The sequence below is a fragment of the Dorea sp. 210702-DFI.3.125 genome (assembly GCF_020560945.1).
GTDB lineage: Bacteria > Bacillota > Clostridia > Lachnospirales > Lachnospiraceae > Dorea > Dorea formicigenerans.
In genome coordinates this window covers 79,314-97,781 of the sequence record NZ_JAJCNF010000004.1, presented here as the reverse complement: position 1 = coordinate 97,781, position 18,468 = coordinate 79,314, and the positions used below count along the sequence as shown (strand labels likewise).

Here is an 18,468-nt window from a genome sequence, read left to right as displayed (position 1 = left end):
TTATGGAGAAAGAAAAGACAAATGAAAAGAGTCAGGGACTTTCGAAAGTTCTTGGACCAATGCATATCTGGGCTCTTGGAGTAGGAATTGTACTTGTTGGAGAGTTCATGGGATGGAATTTTACGGTCGCAAAAGGAGGATCGATTGGTTCTGTTATTGCACTTTGGACGGTAGCCATGCTTTATGTCATGATCGTGATGATGAATACGGAGATGGGTTCTGTCATGCCGGAGGCAGGCGGACAGTATACAATGGCGAAATATATGCTTGGACCTTTAGCTGCATTTAACGTAGGGCTGATGCTTGTGCTGGAATATGCAATGCTGGAAGCGGCCGATGTTCTGGTCGTCGGACAGATACTTGAATCATTGAACCCGAATGTGAAAGCGCTGCCATTTATCATATTAAGTCTGCTTGTGCTGACATATATGAATTACCGAGGTGTCTATGCAACCTTGACCCTGAATTTTGTGATTACGGCAGTTGCATTTGTGACGATATTTATTTTATTATTTTCAACAAGCTTTTATGATCCACAGATGACTTTGATTAATTTGAAAAAAATGACAGATGGACTTCCATATGGTTATCTTGGAATTATTGCAGCCATGCAGTTTGCAGTCTGGTTTTTCCTGGGAATCGAAGGAGGAGCACTGGCGGCAGAAGAATGCAGGTCTACCAGCAGAGCTTTGCCACTGGGAACTATGATAGGTTTGTCTGTGCTGCTGATTGGTGCTACTACAACATGGTTTGTGTGCTCAGGTCTTGTCCCGGCAGAAAAGCTTGGTGAGTCTGCATATCCGTTGTACGACGCGGCACTGGCAACTGGAAAATTATATGTTATCATTGCATTGTTTGTTGGCACGATCATGGCGTGTCTGGCTTCAGCAAATGGCTGCATTAACGATGCAAGCAGAGCTTGGTTTGCAATGTCAAGAGATGGGCTGATTCCGCCGATATTTGCAAAGACACATCCGAAATATAAGACACCGTACCGGGCAACTGTATTTTTACTGCCGATATCTATGGCATTTGCATTTACAGGAATGTTGGATCAGGTTGTTACATTTTCTATATTTTCAGCGTTGATGGTATATGTGCTGACAGTGATCATGATGTTCCGGTTCCGGAAAATGTATCCCCTTGGAACGATTGAGCGTGGATATGTTGCACCAATCCATCCGGTACCTGCATTGATCGCAGCAGTGTTGATCGGTATGACGCTGCTGGGTATGTATCTGGGTTATTGGATTAATATACTAGGCGGAGTTGCATTTTATTTCCTGGCATCTGTCTGGTTCTTGAAAAGGAGACTGAAGTTTATAGATAAATCACAGTTCTTAAAAGCCGGTACTCAGAAGTGGCCGAAACCGAAGGAATTATAATCGGAAGATTGTACTTTAATATTTTTATTTTACGAAATTCATACAATTTTCATAATATAAAACTAGAATAATCAGACAAAAACTGTTACCATATAAAAGAAAATTGAATTCGATATTGAAAGAATGGAGGAATGATTATGGAACAGGTGAAACGGCCGAAAAAACCGTTGATGTTTTATTATACGATTGTGCTGATTATCCTGATACTATTTAACATTATTGCGATGCCTTACATAAAGGAAAAGCAGATCAAAGATGTAGATTATGGAACATTTATCTCTATGACCGAGAAAAAGGAGATAAAAAAAGTAGAATTGCAGCAACAGGATAATACGATCTTATTTACAGGAAAAGACGGGAAGACCATTTACAAAACGGCGATGGTCAATGATCCGGATTTGACGAAACGATTATATGAAGCGGATGTTTCTTTTTACGGAGAAGAAATTGATCAGTCATCTCCGATCCTGGTTAATATTTTATCCTGGGTGCTTCCAATCTTGTTTTTTGTAGCATTGGGAGAATACATGTCCAGAAAATTGATGAAGCGGGCCGGTGGAAAAAACGCCATGTCTTTCGGAATGGGAAAAAGCAGTGCGAAGATTTATGTGAAATCATCCGAGGGAATCCGTTTCCGTGATGTTGCAGGTGAAGATGAGGCGAAAGAGAATTTAAGCGAGATTGTAGAATATCTTCATAACCCGGCCAGATATAAAGAAATCGGAGCATCGATGCCGAAAGGAATTCTTCTTGTAGGACCTCCGGGAACAGGTAAGACGATGCTTGCAAAAGCAGTTGCCGGTGAGGCAAATGTTCCATTTTTCTCCATGTCCGGTTCTGAATTTGTAGAGATGTTCGTTGGTATGGGTGCATCAAAGGTGCGTGATCTGTTCCAACAGGCAAAAGAAAAAGCACCATGTATTGTGTTTATTGATGAGATAGATGCAATCGGTAAGAAGCGGGACGGACAGATAGGTGGAAATGATGAACGTGAGCAGACCTTGAATCAGTTGCTGACAGAGATGGACGGATTCGAAGACAACACGGGTGTGATCATTCTTGCGGCAACGAACCGTCCAGAATCCCTGGATCCGGCTCTTTTAAGACCGGGACGGTTCGACAGACGTGTGCCGGTAGAACTTCCTGATCTGAAAGGAAGAGAAGATATCCTGAAGGTTCATGCAAAGAAAATAAAAGTTGGTGATAATGTAGATTATAATAAAGTGGCACGTATGGCTTCCGGAGCTTCTGGAGCGGAACTTGCTAATATTGTAAATGAAGCAGCACTTCGTGCAGTTCGTGACAACCGTAAATTTGTAACGCAGGAAGATCTGGAGGAGAGTATTGAGGTTGTTATCGCCGGATATCAGAAGAAAAATGCGATCCTGACAGATAAAGAAAAGCGGATTGTGGCATATCATGAAATCGGGCATGCGCTTGTGGCTGCAAAACAGACTAATTCAGCTCCGGTACAGAAGATTACCATTGTTCCCAGAACGTCGGGGGCTCTTGGCTATACGATGCAGGTCGAGGAAGGCAATCATTATCTGATGACAAAAGAAGAAATCCTGAATAAAATTGAGACTCTTACAGGAGGAAGGGCAGCGGAAGAAATTGTGTTTGGTTCAGTCACGACGGGAGCTTCCAATGATATTGAACAGGCAACCAAGCTTGCAAGGGCTATGATCACAAGATATGGAATGACGTGTGATTTTGATATGGTTGCAATGGAAGTGCAGACGAATCAGTATCTGGGAGGAGATTCTTCCCTGACCTGTTCGACAGAGACGCAGACAAAGATTGATGAGAAGGTTGTGGAAGTTGTTCGAAGTGAACATGAAAAAGCAGCTGGAATATTGATGGAGAACAGAGAAAAACTGGACGATCTGGCAAGGTATCTGTATGAGAAAGAAACGATTACAGGAGAAGAATTCATGAATATTTTAAACGCCTGATCAGGAAGAGGAGTGAATACACTCAGCGAGAATGTGCAGGAGTTCGGGAAAATATATCTACGAGGTAAAACCGGATTCCACGCACAGACTCGCTTTTTCTTTTGAGTATCTATTGGAACACAGGTATTTACTGATGCGAGGGACGAAATAAAAGATGAAATTTTTGCAAATGTAGAAAAAATTGAAAAATTGAAAAAAAGTTGTTGACGAAAGTAGAATCTTATTGTAAACTTAGGAAGCTGGTTCAAGAGAGCAGCGAATATAAATATGGCGGGATAGCTCAGTTGGCTAGAGCACGCGGTTCATACCCGCGGTGTCGCTGGTTCAAATCCAGTTCCCGCTACTTGGAAAGAGAATTCACATTGTGAGTTCTTTTTTTCTTTTTATACTTTGCCATAGAAAAATATAGACATGAGAAAATAAGAAGTGCTATAATTAAAATAATATTTTGGGCAAAACAGACGAAAGTCTGCGACGCAAAGCTATAGGACCTGTAAAATGGTAGCCAGTTGTAAAAAAAGGATGCACACTGTCTATTTGGTATGGATGGATTTTTATCCAAGCCAATTGTTATTAAAGATTTGATTGATGCGTTACAACATAATCTGGAGAGAGTTTAGCACAGCAAAAATCAAACAAAGAAGGAGACGATGAGATTATGGAACAAGAAAATTATTCAATCGTATTCAGTAGTTCAACTGGTAATACAAAGAAGCTGGCTGATGCAGTCTATGAAATATTGCCAAAAGATAAGTGTGATTATTTTGGGGAGAATGATTCAAAGATCCCTCCATCCGATTTGTTGTATATCGGATTTTGGACTGACAAAGGGAGCGCGGATACCAAGACATTAGAATTATTAGCGAAACTAAAAAACAAGAAGATTTTTCTGTTTGGAACGGCTGGGTTTGGTGGAAGTGATGTATATTTTGAAAAGATTCTCGGGCAAGTCAAACAATCCATTGATTCAAGCAATGCTGTTATTGGAGAGTATATGTGCCAGGGGAAAATGCCACAATCTGTGCGTGAACGATATGTAAAGATGAAAGAAAATCCGGAACATCCAGCTAATCTTGATATGTTGATTGCAAATTTTGACTGTGCATTGTCGCATCCTGATATGGACGATCTGGAAAAATTAAAAAAGATAATAAAAAAATAAAAAAAGTTATTGACAATACTCACTATATTGATGTATACTAACGAAGTCGGTTCGAGAGAGCCACAAGATATGGGATCATAGCTCAGCTGGGAGAGCATCTGCCTTACAAGCAGAGGGTCATAGGTTCGAGCCCTATTGGTCCCATATATACCTCAATATATGGCGGGATAGCTCAGCTGGCTAGAGCACGCGGTTCATACCCGCGGTGTCGCTGGTTCAAATCCAGTTCCCGCTACTTGTATAAGAAAAGGAATTTGCAAAAGCAGATTTCTTTTTTTTGTATAAGAAATTGCATTTCCTATTGTGCAAAAAAACTCTAGCTATAGTGGCCGTTCATTGACTCTGAATATTCTCTCATGTATAATAAAAAAAGACATTGACAATGGAGAATGAAAAAAAGTTTTGTGGAGGAATTAAAATGCGAGTTGGTTTGGGATACGATGTTCACAAATTAGTAGAAGGAAGAGATCTGATTATCGGAGGTGTCCAGATACCGTATGAGAAAGGTCTTTTGGGACATTCGGATGCGGATGTGCTTCTCCATGCGATTATGGATGCCCTTCTCGGAGCAGCAGCGCTTGGAGATATTGGGAAGCATTTTCCGGATACAGACTCAAAATATAAAGGAATTTCCAGTATAAAGCTTCTGGAGTATGTACGGGAGCTGATTGATGATGAGCTGTATGTGGTTGGAAATATTGATGCGACAATCATTGCACAGCGTCCGAAGATGGCACCTTATATTGAGCAGATGAAAAAAAATGTTGCAGATGCCCTTGCAATTGAAGTAAGTCAGGTGAATATTAAGGCAACTACAGAGGAAGGACTTGGATTTACCGGAAGCGGAGAAGGTATTTCGGCACAGGCAATTGCGTCACTTGAGACGATTGTGAATTACAGTTACGGTGTCGGTCCGGCGGATGTAAGTTCTGGTTGTGCAGGCAGTTGTGGCGGATGTACGGGCTGTAGTGGATGCCAGAATCCGTAGGTATCATAGTTGTGTGCTTTTGAGCCCAACATCTATATAATCTGGAATTATAAAGTAAAATGTACAGTGTGGCTGGAGGAAAGGACATATGAAAATTGAAAAGCTGGAAGTTTCACAGCATTTAGATACGAGAAAGCTTTATGAAGAAGTGTTTTCGGAAGACGAGAAAAGCTTTGTAGATTATTATTATCAGGAGAAGACGAAGGACAATATAATTTATGTTGTTCGGGAAAACGATGATATTCAGGCTATGCTGCATTTAAATCCATATACACTGATGGTCAATGGAATTGAAAAGGAATCTTATTACATTGTGGCAGTTGCAACGAGAAAGGAATACCGTGGCAGAAGGTATATGGCCGGACTTTTAAGAGAGGCTCTTTTGGATATGTACCAGGCCGGTGTAACATTTACTTATCTGATGCCGGCAGCGGAGGCTATTTATCTGCCACATGATTTCCGGACGATGTATGAACAGAATATTGAATATTATGCTCCGGAGGAGAAACTGGCGGAAAGTATTACTGTACAGGCGGCTGAAGACAAAGATTGTGATGAAATTTCAGCTTGGGCACAGAAAGAACTGGCGAGGAAATACCAGGTTTACGCTAAGCGTGATAAGAATTATTATGAACGGTTACTGAAAGAGCTGTCATGTGAAGATGGAAAGCTTATCATCTACAGAAAAGATGGACAGATTGTTGATGTAAGACCATATTATGAAGAATCTAAAGAGACGGAAGAAGTGGAAAAAAAGGAAGCAAAACCGAAGATTATGATTCGGATCGTAGATGTCAGAAGAATGTTGATGTCGTTGAAGTTAAAAAGTCTCATGGCAGTCAGCTTTCAGATTACAGACCCACTGATTCCGGAGAATAACCGTTACGTTACAATGACAGGAACGGAGTTTTCAGGACTGATGCTTATGGATGGAAAGCCAGAAACCAGTGAAGGTATTTTGCCGGTCAGTGCATTGGGAGAACTTGTCTTTGGTGCAAAAACGGTAGAAGAAATCAGTAAAGAAGAAGGAGTTTCCATGTCAGGACGAATGGCATCGGAGCTTGAAAAGATTATTCCACTTTCCAGGATTTATCTGAATGAAACAGTTTGATTCAAGTATGCTTTTTCATATTTCTGCAATAGACGAATACAGGAAAATGTGCTATGATAAAAAGACGATGTAGTCATCGTAAATATTGGCGGGCAAAGCATTATTTTACAAAAATATTGCCCTGCATATTTATAGATTTACTTAGGAGGAATGAGAAATGAAATTTTGTCACAAATGTGGAGCTCAGTGTGAGGACGGAGCAAAGTTCTGTAAACAGTGCGGAGCGGCTTTAGCTGATGTGAATGCGAATCAAAGCCAGCAGACATACGAAGTACCACGACAGGCTCAGTATACAAGTGCAGATACGAATAATAGTCAGAATGCATATGGAAATCAGAATAATTATGGAAACCAGAATCAATATGGCGGCCCGGCAGGCGGCATGAATCAGAGATTCCCGGGAATCCAGGAGAGAAATATTGCGATTGCAGTCATTCTTTCGATTGTAACATGCGGACTCTATGGAATTTACTGGATGATCAAGCTGAATGACGAGGTTAATCAGATCTGTGGCGATACACAGGCGACAGGAGGCGGACTTGTATTTCTGTTCACATTGATTACATGTGGAATCTATGGATGGTACTGGATGTACAAGATGGGTGAAAAATGCGATCAGATCAAGGGCGTGAATGGAAGTTCAGGAATCTTATATCTGATCCTTGGAATTTTCGGCCTCGGAATTGTAAGCTATTGTCTGATGCAGGATACAATTAATAAAGCAATTATGTAGAATCTGTGATTGACAAAATGTATTTTTTCACATATTATATATTCTAAACAGGCAAAGACCTAGAACGGAAAGAGTAACAGAATAAGAATCTGACAGAGAGAGAACGTCACCGGCTGAAAGCGTTCTTAAGAGGAATATCTGTGAAGTGCCTCCGGGAGTTGACTGGGCGAAGGATTTATCGGAATCTGGTAGTGCAGTACGTGGATACGCGTTAAGTATGAAAAGTGGAGATTGGTGTCTGCATAAGATCATAAGACAGAATCTCTAAAAGAGTGGAACCGCGGATATACTTCGTCTCTTATTATGAGAGACGAAGTTTTTTTATATATGATGCCAGGGTCAAAAGGTCTAAATCCACATGAGCTTGCTCATAAGTGGATGAAAGATCTTGGGACCCGCCCCAATATGAGCCTAGAAGTGGGATGACAATCCCACGATATGCGAATAATTGGGAGGATTGTGAGAGTGCAAAGCACGGAACAATCCGTAGGCATCATAGTTGGGGCTTTTGCCCCAACATCTATATATTTGATCATTATATGTCAAGGGAGGAACTTAAAATGGGAGTTGTATCCTATGTCAAGGAAGAAATTCAGGTGATTCGTGAGCGGGATCCTGCAATCAAATCGAATATGGAAGTATTTTTATACCCTAGTTTTAAGGCAATTCTTCATTACAGAGTCGCACATAAATTATACAAAAAGGGACATTATGTTATGGCGCGCTGGATTTCTCAAAGAGCAGTCAGAAAGACAGGAATTGAAATCCATCCGGGTGCGACCATTGGAAAAGGTCTTTTTATTGACCACGGAAGTGGCGTTATCATTGGTGAGACGGCAGAACTTGGTGATAACATTACTTTGTATCAGGGGGTAACACTTGGCGGTACAGGAAAAGAACAGGGAAAACGTCATCCGACGCTTGGAGATAATGTTATGGTCAGCGCAGGAGCAAAGGTTCTTGGATCATTTAAAATTGGCGAGAATTCAAAAATCGGAGCAGGATCCGTTGTGTTGAAAGAAGTGCCGGCTAATTGTACAGTTGTTGGTGTCCCTGGAAGAATTGTAAAGCAGGATGGTGCAAAAATCCCACGTATGGATATGAACCAGGTAGATCTTCCGGACCCGATCAGCAATGACATCAAAGAGCTTCAGGTTGATAACCTGCGTATGCATAAAAAGCTTATGGAACTGGAAAATCAGTTAAAAATGGTTGCGCATGCCCAGTGCGCAAAAGAAGAGAAGGAGCAATAAAAATGAAGATTTATAATACAATGTCCAAGAAAAAAGAAGAATTTATACCACTTGAAGAAGGAAAAGTCCGCATGTATGTATGTGGACCTACTGTATACAACTTTATTCACATTGGTAATGCAAGACCGATGATCGTATTTGACACTGTCAGAAGATATTTCGAATATAAAGGATATGATGTAAATTATGTATCGAACTTCACGGATGTAGATGATAAGATTATTGCAAAGGCAAATGAAGAAGGTGTGACTGCTGAAGAGATTTCACAGCGTTACATTGAAGAATGTAAAAAAGATATGGCTGGCATGAATGTAAAGCCTGCAACAACAAATCCGCTTGCAACACAGGAAATTGACGGTATGATCCAGTTGATCCAGACACTGATGGACAAGGGATATGCTTATGAAAAGAACGGTACTGTTTACTACAGAACTCGCCAGTTCAAAGAGTACGGTAAATTGTCCCACAAGAATCTGGATGATCTTCGTTCTGGAGAGCGCTCACTTCTTGTATCTGGTGCAGATGAGAAGGAAGATCCATTGGATTTCGTTCTCTGGAAACCGAAAAAGGAAGGAGAACCATTCTGGAAATCCCCATGGAGTGACGGACGTCCGGGGTGGCATACAGAGTGTTCTGAGATGTCCAAGAAATATCTTGGAGAGCAGATAGATATTCATGCCGGTGGAGAAGATCTTGTATTCCCACATCATGAAAATGAGATTGCCCAAAGTGAGGCTGCCAATGGAAAGACATTTGCAAATTACTGGATGCACAATGCATTTTTAAATATTGACAACCGCAAGATGAGTAAGTCTCTCGGAAACTTCAGAACTGTCCGTGAGATCAGTGAGCAGTATGATCTTCAGGTGCTTCGTTTCTTTATGCTGAGCGCACACTATAGAAGTCCATTGAACTTCAGTGCTGAGCTTATGGAAGCAGCTAAGAGCAGTCTGGAGCGAATTGTAAATGCAGTAGATAACCTGAACTTCCTTATAAAAAATGCAAAGGATGAGCCGATGACTGCAGAGGAAGCAGAACTTTTCGCTCAGACAGATTCGTTTGTAAAAGCATTTGAAGATGCGATGGATGATGATTTTAATACAGCAGATGCAGTAGCTGCAATTTTTGAGCTTGTAAGATACAGCAACACCAATGCAGATGCCGAGAAGACAAAAGAGTATCTTGGAAAGATCAAAGACTTGATCGTGAAGCTTGCAGATGTTCTTGGTCTTATTGTAGAGAAGAAAGAAGAAATTCTGGCAGAGGACATTGAAAAACTTATTGAGGAGCGTCAGGCTGCAAGAAAAGCAAAGGACTTTGCAAGAGCAGATGCGATTCGTGATGAATTATTAGAAAAAGGTATCATTTTGAAAGATACAAGAGAAGGAGTACAATGGAAAAGAGCGTAGATTGGCAGTTTGACAGTTATATGCAGGAGATTTTCCAGATGAAAGAGGTGGATATCAGAGAATATTCACCTCTTGCTCTGGCTTATATCGGAGACTGCATTTTTGACCTTGTAATTAAGTCTTTAGTAATGAATGAGGGAAATAAACAGGTTCAGAAAATGCATAAGGAGACCAGCTCTTATGTACAGGCATCTGCCCAGTCCAAAATGATGCGTACCATTCAGGAACATTTAACAGAAGAAGAGCATGGCATATACAAACGCGGAAGGAATGCCAAAAGTGTGTCTCCTGCAAAGAATCAATCCATCACAGACTACAGGCGTGCTACGGGATTTGAAGCGTTGATGGGATATCTGTATCTGAAAAAGGACTGGAAACGACTGCTGGATTTGGTGAAGATCGGGCTTTGCAGTGTTTCTGACAGGTCCGCTTTAAAGGAAGAAGAATAGCTGGCAGCAGGATTTGAGTAAGTTTTGAAGAAGGAGAATTTCATGATAGAACACAAAGACAAACATGGAAATGAAAATATGATTGAGGGACGCAATGCGGTATTAGAAGCATTTCGTTCCGGAAAACCAGTGGACAAATTATTTGTTCTGGACGGCTGCCAGGATGGCCCGGTGCGGACGATTGTACGTGAGGCAAAGAAGCATGATACTTTGGTTCAGTTTGTAGATAAAGAACGTCTGACACAGCTTTCACAGACAGGAAGACATCAGGGAGTGATTGCTTATACAGCGGCTTATGAGTATGCACAGGTAGAGGATATGCTGGCACTGGCAAAAGAGCGGGGAGAGGATCCATTTCTTATTTTGCTGGACGATATTGAAGACCCACACAACCTGGGTGCGATTATCCGTACTGCAAATCTGGCAGGTGCGCATGGAGTCATTATTCCTAAACGAAGAGCGGTAGGACTGACGGCGACTGTGGCAAAGACATCGGCAGGAGCAATCAACTATACACCGGTTGCAAAAGTGACTAATCTGACTAAGACGATGAAAGAATTAAAAGAAAAAGGGCTTTGGTTCGTGTGTGCGGATATGGGTGGTGAGTCTATGTATAAGCTGAATCTGACAGGTCCGATCGGTCTTGTGATTGGAAATGAAGGAGAAGGTGTCAGCCGCCTTGTAAAAGAAACCTGTGATTTTGTTGCAAGCATTCCGATGAAAGGGGATATTGATTCCCTGAATGCATCTGTGGCAACCGGAGTTCTTGCATATGAGATTGTAAGACAGAGGCTTGGATAATTATGGACAGATATGAGAAGATGACAGATGAACAACTGATTCAGAAGCTGCGCGATGGAGACAACAGAATCGTAGATTATATTATGGAAAAATATAAAAATCTTGTGCGAAAAGAAGCGAATGCTATGTATCTTCTTGGAGGAGAAAATGAAGATCTGATCCAGGAAGGTATGATTGGTCTTTTTAAAGCGGTGCAGAATTATGAGCCGGATCAGAATAGTTCATTTTTCAGCTTCGCAAAACTGTGTATTTCCAGACAGCTTTACTCCGCAATCGAGGCTTCCAGGAGAAAGAAACACAGTCCGTTAAATTCTTATGTTTCACTTTATGATATGACGGAGGAGAAAGAACCTCTGATCAATACGATGGAAGCACATAAAAACAGCAATCCGGAAGAACTATTAGTCAGCCAGGAATACGCAGAACTTCTGGAAAGTAAACTGGAAGAGAGCTTAAGTGATCTTGAGAACCGTGTACTTTATCTGCATCTTATGGGCACCGATTACCGCACGATAGCAAGGCTTTTAGACAAAAGTCCAAAGACGGTGGATAATGCCTTGCAAAGAATTAAAGCAAAGACGCAAAAGATTCTGGAAAAAGAGAAGTTGTGAAAAACAGGAATGCTGAAAAATAGAAATACTCGATTAGGCATTGACAACAAGTGCCGGATATTGTATATTATTAACGTTGCATAGAACATATGCGCGCTGCCTTGGCTCAGTCGGTAGAGCGTCGCCTTGGTAAGGCGGAGGTCGGCGGTTCGATTCCGCTAGGCAGCTTGTTTAAATTAACCTCGTAAACTCGCGAAGAACGTGAGTTTACGGGGTTTTTACTATCTGACTTTTTAAAATCGTATGACTGCCGGGCAAAGAAGAGTATAGCTGAAAGAAGAATTTTGGGTGTTAGAAGAGAGGCGTAGAGAGAAAATATGAGTAAGAAAAGTACAGTGATGACAGAAGGGGCAATTTGGAAAGAAATTTTATTCTTCTCCATTCCGCTCATCTTGGGAAATTTATTTCAACAATTATATAATACAGTAGATTCTATTATTGTGGGAAACTGGATTGGGAGTGAGGCATTGGCAGCAGTCGGATCCAGTGGCGCAATCATCAATCTTCTGCTTGGATTCTGTATCGGTGCATCCGCAGGTGCCGGAGTCGTTGTTTCTCAGTTTTTTGGAGCCGGGAATCGTGAAGGAGTAAGGAAAGCAGTACATACGACACTTGCAATTGCCGTGGCAGCAGGAGCGATATTGACAGTGGCAGGGGTTGTGACAACACCGATGATTTTGCGGGCAATGGACACACCGCAGGAAGTATTTGAACAATCATCACAGTATCTGCAGGTGTATTTTGGCGGAATATTTTTTTCTGTTATTTATAATATGTCAGCAGGAATTCTCAATGCAGTGGGAAATTCCAGACGGTCATTAATCTACTTGATTATTGCAGCGGTTTCCAATATATTTTTAGATATATTTTTTGTTGTGATTTTGAAAATGGGAATTATTGGAGCGGCTCTTGCAACAGATATCAGCCAGCTTTTATCCTGTATTTTTATTCTGGGATTTTTAATGAGAAGCCAGGAAAGTTATCATGTAAGACTACGTGATATTCGGTTTTATGATAATCTGCTTGGAAGGATTTTGAAGATCGGTCTGCCAACAGGATTTCAAAATATTGTTATATCCATTTCAAATGTTATTGTACAGTCCAGCGTCAATAGCTTTGGTGCAGTTGTAATGGCAGGCTATGCAGCTTATGTAAAAGTAGATGGATTCAATATTCTTCCGGTGCTGAGTTTCAGTATGGCGGCCAGTACATTTGCAGGTCAGAATGTAGGCGCAGGAAAATATGACCGCGTGAAGAAAGGAATGTGGGTATCAACAGGTATGGGCGTTGGATATACCATTATTTCCGGAATATTATTGTTAATCTTTGCGCCGCAGGTCATTGGAGTGTTTTCTGGCAAACCAGATGTAGTCCAGTATGGAATTTATGTTATGAAGTTTTTCTGTCCGTTCTACTGGCTGCTTGGTTTCTTACATGTTATGGCAGGAACAGTCCGGGGAACAGGAAAGACATTTCAGACAATGGTTGTATTCCTTGTATCCTTATGTGTATGCAGAGTTATCTGGATTTGGGCGGTACTTCGAATCGACCACAAACTGTCTTATGTTATGACGGCATATCCGGTGACATGGCTGATCGGTGCAGTACTGATCGCACTCTATGTATGGAAGGGAAAATGGATGCCAGAGGCGTATTATCGAATGAAGAAAGAAGTATAGAAAGTGAGTGATGTATCATGACAGCTTTTTTAAATGATTTTAGCAAGTTTTACGGAACTGGTGAGAAAAATGAGGCGGGACAGAATCTGGAAGAATTCCTGGAATTGTATGATCCGAGAAAATATGAAACACCAAGCAATACGACAGATGCAGTCATATTTGCATATGAAGGGGAAAGTTGTGATTCTATTGACGGATTAAAGGTTCTTCTTGTAAAGAGAAGCAATCACCCAAGTATTGGTTACTGGGCACTGCCGGGCGGTTTTGCCAATATGCGGGAGAATTTAGATGAGACTGCAAGGCGTGAGCTGGAAGAAGAGACAGGTGTAAAGGGGCTTGTTATGGAACAGCTTGCAACTTATGGGGATTATGATAGAGATCCGCGGACCCGCGTGATCACGACTGCATATATGGCGGTCGTTCCGGAAAATGCTGTGAAAGTACAGGCAGGTGATGACGCCGCGGATGCTGTGTGGTGTGAGGTGAATCTACAAGGAGTCAGCACAGAAGAAAGAGAGAATGATTTGAAATGCTATGGAGGCGCCGTGTCAGATTCGGAAAAACAGATGGAATATCACTATAAACTTCACGTGAAAAATGTAAGCAGAGGCTTGGATACAGAGGCAGAAGTTGTACAGACGATCCGTGGCGAGCTGGTGCGCGAGGAACATTTTCAGGTGGAAAAAGCAGGTGAGATTGCGGTCGACCACAGTGCAATTATTGTACAGGCACTTTTAACGCTCAAAAAACGTTTGTAATCTGTGCCGTCATAGGGTAAAATATTGAGTGATATAGGAATGGAAGAGGGGCATAAGCCACTCGATATTCGAATATCCGAAGGATTGCAGGAATATGCAGCATGGAGCAATCCGTGGATATCACTAGCGTATATTTAAAATAATTCAGATAAATCAGGAGGAGAGAAATGGCAGAAGAGACAGTTTCTAAGAATTTTATAGAGCAGGAAATCGATAAAGATCTGGCAGAGGGAGTTTATACAGAGGTCTGCACAAGATTCCCGCCAGAGCCGAATGGATACCTTCATATCGGACATGCAAAGTCCATTCTTTTAAATTCCGGACTTGCGAAAGAATACGGTGGAACATTTCATTTAAGATTTGACGATACGAACCCGATGAAAGAGGATATGGAATTTGTAGAGTCTATCAAAGAAGATGTGCAGTGGTTAGGAGCAGATTATAAAGACCATCTGTATTTTGCTTCTAACTATTTTGATACCATGTATGAATGTGCAGTAAAATTGATCAAAAAGGGAAAAGCATATGTGTGTGATCTCAGCGCTGATGAGATTCGCGAGTACAGAGGAACACTGACAGAGCCAGGGAAGGACAGCCCATATCGTGACAGAAGTGTTGAAGAAAACTTAGATCTTTTTGAACGCATGAAGAATGGTGAGTTTGAAGATGGAACAAAGGTACTTCGTGCGAAAATCGATATGGCGTCTCCGAACATTAACATGCGAGACCCGGTCATTTACCGTGTGGCACATATGACACATCACAACACAGGGGATAAATGGTGCATTTATCCGATGTACGATTTTGCTCACCCAATTGAGGATGCAGTAGAGCATATCACACATTCTATCTGTACACTGGAGTTCGAGGATCACAGACCGCTCTATGACTGGGTTGTAAAAGAGTGCGAGTTTGATCCGGCACCGCGTCAGATTGAGTTTTCAAAATTATACCTGACCAATGTTGTGACAGGTAAGAGATACATTAAGAAACTTGTTCAGGACGGCATCGTAGATGGCTGGGATGATCCAAGACTTGTTTCCATCGCAGCACTCAGAAGAAGAGGATTCACACCGGAATCTCTGAAAATGTTTATCGAGCTGTGTGGAGTATCCAAGAGCCAGAGTTCGGTAGACTATGCAATGCTTGAGTATTGTATTCGTGAGGATTTAAAATTGAAACGTCCGCGTATGATGGCAGTACTAGATCCAATTAAACTTGTGATCGACAATTATCCGGAAGGAGAGGTGGAATATCTGGAAGCAGATAATAACCTGGAGAATCCGGAACTTGGAAAGAGACAGATTCCATTCTGCAAAGAGCTTTACATTGAGCGTGACGATTTTATGATCGAGCCTCCGAAGAAATATTTCCGTCTCTTCCCAGGCAATGAAGTACGTCTTATGAATGCATATTTTGTGACCTGTACAAGTTATGAGACAGACGAAGATGGAAATGTGACAGTTGTTCACGCTACTTATGATCCAGAGACAAAATGCGGAACAGGATTTACAGGACGTAAAGTGAAAGGAACGATCCACTGGGTAGCAGCACCTTATGCAAAACAGGCAGAAATTCGTCTCTATGAGAATCTTGTAGATGAAGAGAAAGGTGTATACAATAAAGAGGACGGTTCTCTGAACCTGAATCCACATTCTCTTGAAATCCGCAAGAACTGCTATGTAGAGGATAGCTTTGCAGAGGCAAAGGGATGTGACAGCTTCCAGTTCGTAAGAAATGGATACTTCTGCGTTGACAGTAAAGATTCTACACCGGAGAATCTGGTGTTCAATAGAATCGTGTCACTGAAGAGCTCTTTCAAACTGCCTAAGAAATAAAGAGGAATAACATGAACGAACTGACCATGAATCTGAAGACAGATTCAAAAGTTCCCCTCTATGAACAGATTTACAACTATATAAAAAGTGATATCCAGAATGGCAGGATTTCTTATGGAGAGAAGCTCCCTTCCACAAGAGCTCTTGCCAGACATCTGGAAATCAGCCGCAGTACGGCAGAGCTTGCGTATGAACAGTTACTGTCAGAAGGCTATATAGAATCGGAGCCGTGCAGAGGATATTTTGTAGCAAAGATTGATGAGTTATATCAGATCCGTCCTGCAAAAACACCAACAGAAGAAAAAAAAGAACAGAAGCCACGATACCGTTATGACTTTACGCCAAACGGAGTGGATTTAAAAAGCTTTCCCTACAATGCGTGGAGAAAGCTTTCTAAAGATATACTGACAGATGATAAAACAGAGCTGTTCAGATCCGGTGAATCCAAAGGGGAACTTGGGTTCCGGCAGGCAATCTGTAATTATCTGCATCAGGCCAGAGGCGTGAATTGTACACCGGGACAGGTAATCGTCGGTGCCGGAAGTGATTACATTTTAATGCTTCTTGGTATGATACTTGGAAGAGAACATGTCGTTGCATTTGAAAATCCGACATACAAACAGGCATATCGTCTCTTCCGGGGACTTGCCTATAAGACTGTTCCGGTCGGTATGGACAAAAATGGAATGAAAGTGACAGAATTATCTGATAGTGGGGCAGATATTGCATACGTGACTCCGTCTCACCAATATCCGACAGGGATCATTATGCCGATTGGACGAAGAATGGAACTTTTGAAATGGGCGAAAGAAGAACCGGATCGTTATGTGATCGAAGACGATTACGACAGTGAGTTCCGTTATAAAGGGAAACCGATTCCGGCACTGCAGGGATATGACCGGGACGGAAAAGTTATTTATCTTGGTACATTTTCAAAATCCATTGCACCGGCAATCCGTATGAGCTATATGGTGTTGCCGGAAAAACTGCAGAAACGCTATGAACGGGAATATAGTTTTGTGAATTCAACCGTTTCAAAAGTCGATCAGATGATCGTACAGCGATTTATTGAAGAGGGCTATTATGAACGGCATTTGAATAAGACAAGAGCCATGTATAAAGGACGTCATGATACGCTGATCGAGGAATTAAAGCCTCTTTTGAAAAAATGCAAGATTTCCGGAGAACATGCAGGTGTGCATCTGCTTCTGACGTTTGAAGATGGGTATTCAGAACAGGAACTGATCGAACTTGCAAAAAAATCAGATATCCGGGTCTATGGAATGTCAGATTATCGGGTGGGTGAAGAAAAAAGTAAGAAAGCAACGATTCTTCTTGGATATGCCAATTTAAGCGAAGAACAGATTAAAGAGGCGGCAAGAACCCTGTGTAAGTGCTGGGGAACATAGAAGAGTGCAGATGGATGACTACGATAGTAGTGAAGCAGCTGCGCGTATTCAAGAATGCCTCGGCATTCTTGCTGCGAGGTGCGCGTCATGCAATTGCATGACATACTTCTACTGCGCACCTCTGCAATCCTGCCGGAGGCTATATCAGCTGGGGGATTGACTCCCACCACTGATACCAGCTTGTTTCTCACCCTATAGAGGTGGGAGTCATCTCCCAACTGATATAAAATATCAGTTTATGTATAGAAAAGGAGCTGCTTTTTGGCAACTCCTTTAGTAGTTTTTTAGTAAATCTTTTAGTAATTCCCTGTTAAATTTCTTACTGTTCGGAAGTCTCTGTACCGCTACATTCCTCGGCAGCCTCATTGGATTCTGCATCAGCTTCTTCAGCTTCTTTGGCAATCGCTTCGCCTATATGTTCTTCTTCAGCTTTGTCAGCTTCCTCAACAGCGTCAGGAGCTTCTTCATTATCAGAAGCGTCTGCGTCTTCAGCCTCTTTTTTAGGTGTAAGCGGAACGTAGCCGCGCTCGCCAACTGGCTTCAGATCATTATCTAAATCAAAATCATCATCGTCCAGTTCATCATCAAAATCATCAAGATCAAGCTCTTCTTTGCTCTTAAGATAATAAACAAGACCTGCTGCAGCTCCTCCAATTGCTGCGAGACCTAATAATTTCTTTCCCCATTTAGCCATAATAATAAAATCTCCTTTCGTACGATGAAATTTCTACTAATAGCAATATTGTAATACTTTTTTAACAAAATTGAAAGGGAGAGTCTATAAAAAATATATTAATTTCCCGTAACATATTTAATAAAAATGTGAGAAATATGTCGAGCCGGGGTTGTTGAGACAAATGGGAAAATGTGCTAAAATATAGAAGGAGTATTTGTGAGAAATGACGAAACGACAGTTGAGAGGAACGA

Annotated in this window: 16 protein-coding genes, 4 tRNA genes, 1 riboswitch and 1 other annotated feature; of the genes, 19 read left to right on the top strand and 1 reads right to left on the bottom strand. The window is 41.5% G+C overall.

Annotated features, from left to right (window positions below; all coding sequences use genetic code 11):
- The first annotated feature begins 2 nt into the window (after window positions 1–2).
- The 19 genes from LI164_RS03530 to LI164_RS03440 all read left to right on the top strand — a co-directional run bounded on the left by LI164_RS03530 (window position 3) and on the right by LI164_RS03440 (window position 17,541).
- Entirely contained in the window at window positions 3–1,385 is a 1,383-nt protein-coding gene (locus LI164_RS03530; RefSeq protein ID WP_005331474.1) for an APC family permease, read from the top strand.
- Between the two features lie 137 nt (window positions 1,386–1,522).
- Window positions 1,523–3,340, top strand: a complete 1,818-nt coding sequence (gene ftsH, locus LI164_RS03525; protein WP_040015326.1) for an ATP-dependent zinc metalloprotease FtsH — start codon at window positions 1,523–1,525, stop codon at window positions 3,338–3,340.
- Between the two features lie 269 nt (window positions 3,341–3,609).
- Window positions 3,610–3,683: transfer RNA gene (locus LI164_RS03520), tRNA-Met, on the top strand.
- A gap of 98 nt (window positions 3,684–3,781) precedes the next feature.
- A riboswitch (cyclic di-GMP riboswitch) is annotated at window positions 3,782–3,857 on the top strand.
- Between the two features lie 141 nt (window positions 3,858–3,998).
- Window positions 3,999–4,502 (top strand): flavodoxin family protein BilS, encoded by a 504-nt coding sequence (gene bilS / locus LI164_RS03515; RefSeq protein ID WP_005331472.1) that lies wholly within the window; start codon window positions 3,999–4,001, stop codon window positions 4,500–4,502.
- Window positions 4,503–4,573: 71 nt separating this feature from the next.
- Window positions 4,574–4,646, top strand: a tRNA-Val gene (locus tag LI164_RS03510).
- A gap of 17 nt (window positions 4,647–4,663) precedes the next feature.
- Window positions 4,664–4,737, top strand: a tRNA-Met gene (locus LI164_RS03505).
- Window positions 4,738–4,920: 183 nt separating this feature from the next.
- Window positions 4,921–5,490, top strand: a complete 570-nt coding sequence (gene ispF, locus LI164_RS03500; protein ID WP_040015325.1) for a 2-C-methyl-D-erythritol 2,4-cyclodiphosphate synthase — start codon at window positions 4,921–4,923, stop codon at window positions 5,488–5,490.
- A gap of 88 nt (window positions 5,491–5,578) precedes the next feature.
- A complete protein-coding gene (locus LI164_RS03495; protein WP_005331470.1) occupies window positions 5,579–6,601 on the top strand; it encodes a GNAT family N-acetyltransferase in 1,023 nt (340 codons plus the stop codon).
- A 157-nt stretch (window positions 6,602–6,758) separates the two neighbouring features.
- Entirely contained in the window at window positions 6,759–7,334 is a 576-nt protein-coding gene (locus LI164_RS03490) for a DUF4234 domain-containing protein (protein ID WP_005331468.1), read from the top strand.
- Between the two features lie 51 nt (window positions 7,335–7,385).
- Window positions 7,386–7,636 (top strand) — a binding site (T-box leader).
- A 258-nt stretch (window positions 7,637–7,894) separates the two neighbouring features.
- Window positions 7,895–8,587 carry a serine O-acetyltransferase gene (gene cysE / locus LI164_RS03485; RefSeq protein ID WP_005339233.1) on the top strand — a complete coding sequence of 231 codons (693 nt, stop codon included), beginning with the start codon at window positions 7,895–7,897 and terminating at the stop codon, window positions 8,585–8,587.
- A 2-nt stretch (window positions 8,588–8,589) separates the two neighbouring features.
- Complete coding sequence (gene cysS, locus LI164_RS03480; RefSeq protein WP_005331458.1) at window positions 8,590–9,996, top strand: cysteine--tRNA ligase; 1,407 nt, start codon at window positions 8,590–8,592, stop codon at window positions 9,994–9,996.
- A complete protein-coding gene (locus tag LI164_RS03475) occupies window positions 9,981–10,445 on the top strand; it encodes a Mini-ribonuclease 3 (protein WP_005331457.1) in 465 nt (154 codons plus the stop codon). Before cysS ends, LI164_RS03475 begins: the two co-directional genes overlap by 16 nt.
- Before the next feature lie 42 nt (window positions 10,446–10,487).
- Window positions 10,488–11,246, top strand: a complete 759-nt coding sequence (gene rlmB, locus LI164_RS03470; RefSeq protein ID WP_005331454.1) for a 23S rRNA (guanosine(2251)-2'-O)-methyltransferase RlmB — start codon at window positions 10,488–10,490, stop codon at window positions 11,244–11,246.
- Between the two features lie 2 nt (window positions 11,247–11,248).
- Window positions 11,249–11,857, top strand: a complete 609-nt coding sequence (gene sigH, locus LI164_RS03465) for an RNA polymerase sporulation sigma factor SigH (protein ID WP_005331453.1) — start codon at window positions 11,249–11,251, stop codon at window positions 11,855–11,857.
- Window positions 11,858–11,952: 95 nt separating this feature from the next.
- Window positions 11,953–12,025, top strand: a tRNA-Thr gene (locus tag LI164_RS03460).
- A 149-nt stretch (window positions 12,026–12,174) separates the two neighbouring features.
- A complete protein-coding gene (locus tag LI164_RS03455) occupies window positions 12,175–13,536 on the top strand; it encodes an MATE family efflux transporter (protein WP_005331449.1) in 1,362 nt (453 codons plus the stop codon).
- Between the two features lie 17 nt (window positions 13,537–13,553).
- Window positions 13,554–14,294, top strand: coding sequence for an NUDIX hydrolase (locus LI164_RS03450; protein ID WP_005331445.1), 741 nt, complete (start codon window positions 13,554–13,556; stop codon window positions 14,292–14,294).
- A gap of 167 nt (window positions 14,295–14,461) precedes the next feature.
- A complete protein-coding gene (locus tag LI164_RS03445; protein ID WP_005331443.1) occupies window positions 14,462–16,132 on the top strand; it encodes a glutamine--tRNA ligase/YqeY domain fusion protein in 1,671 nt (556 codons plus the stop codon).
- A gap of 11 nt (window positions 16,133–16,143) precedes the next feature.
- Window positions 16,144–17,541: a PLP-dependent aminotransferase family protein gene (locus LI164_RS03440; RefSeq protein WP_005331441.1), complete on the top strand. Its 1,398-nt coding sequence runs from the start codon at window positions 16,144–16,146 to the stop codon at window positions 17,539–17,541.
- A gap of 319 nt (window positions 17,542–17,860) precedes the next feature.
- Here LI164_RS03440 and LI164_RS03435 read toward each other — a convergent pair whose 3' ends face one another.
- Window positions 17,861–18,235: a hypothetical protein gene (locus LI164_RS03435; protein WP_005333095.1), complete on the bottom strand. Its 375-nt coding sequence runs from the start codon at window positions 18,233–18,235 to the stop codon at window positions 17,861–17,863.
- Window positions 18,236–18,468: the final 233 nt, after the last annotated feature.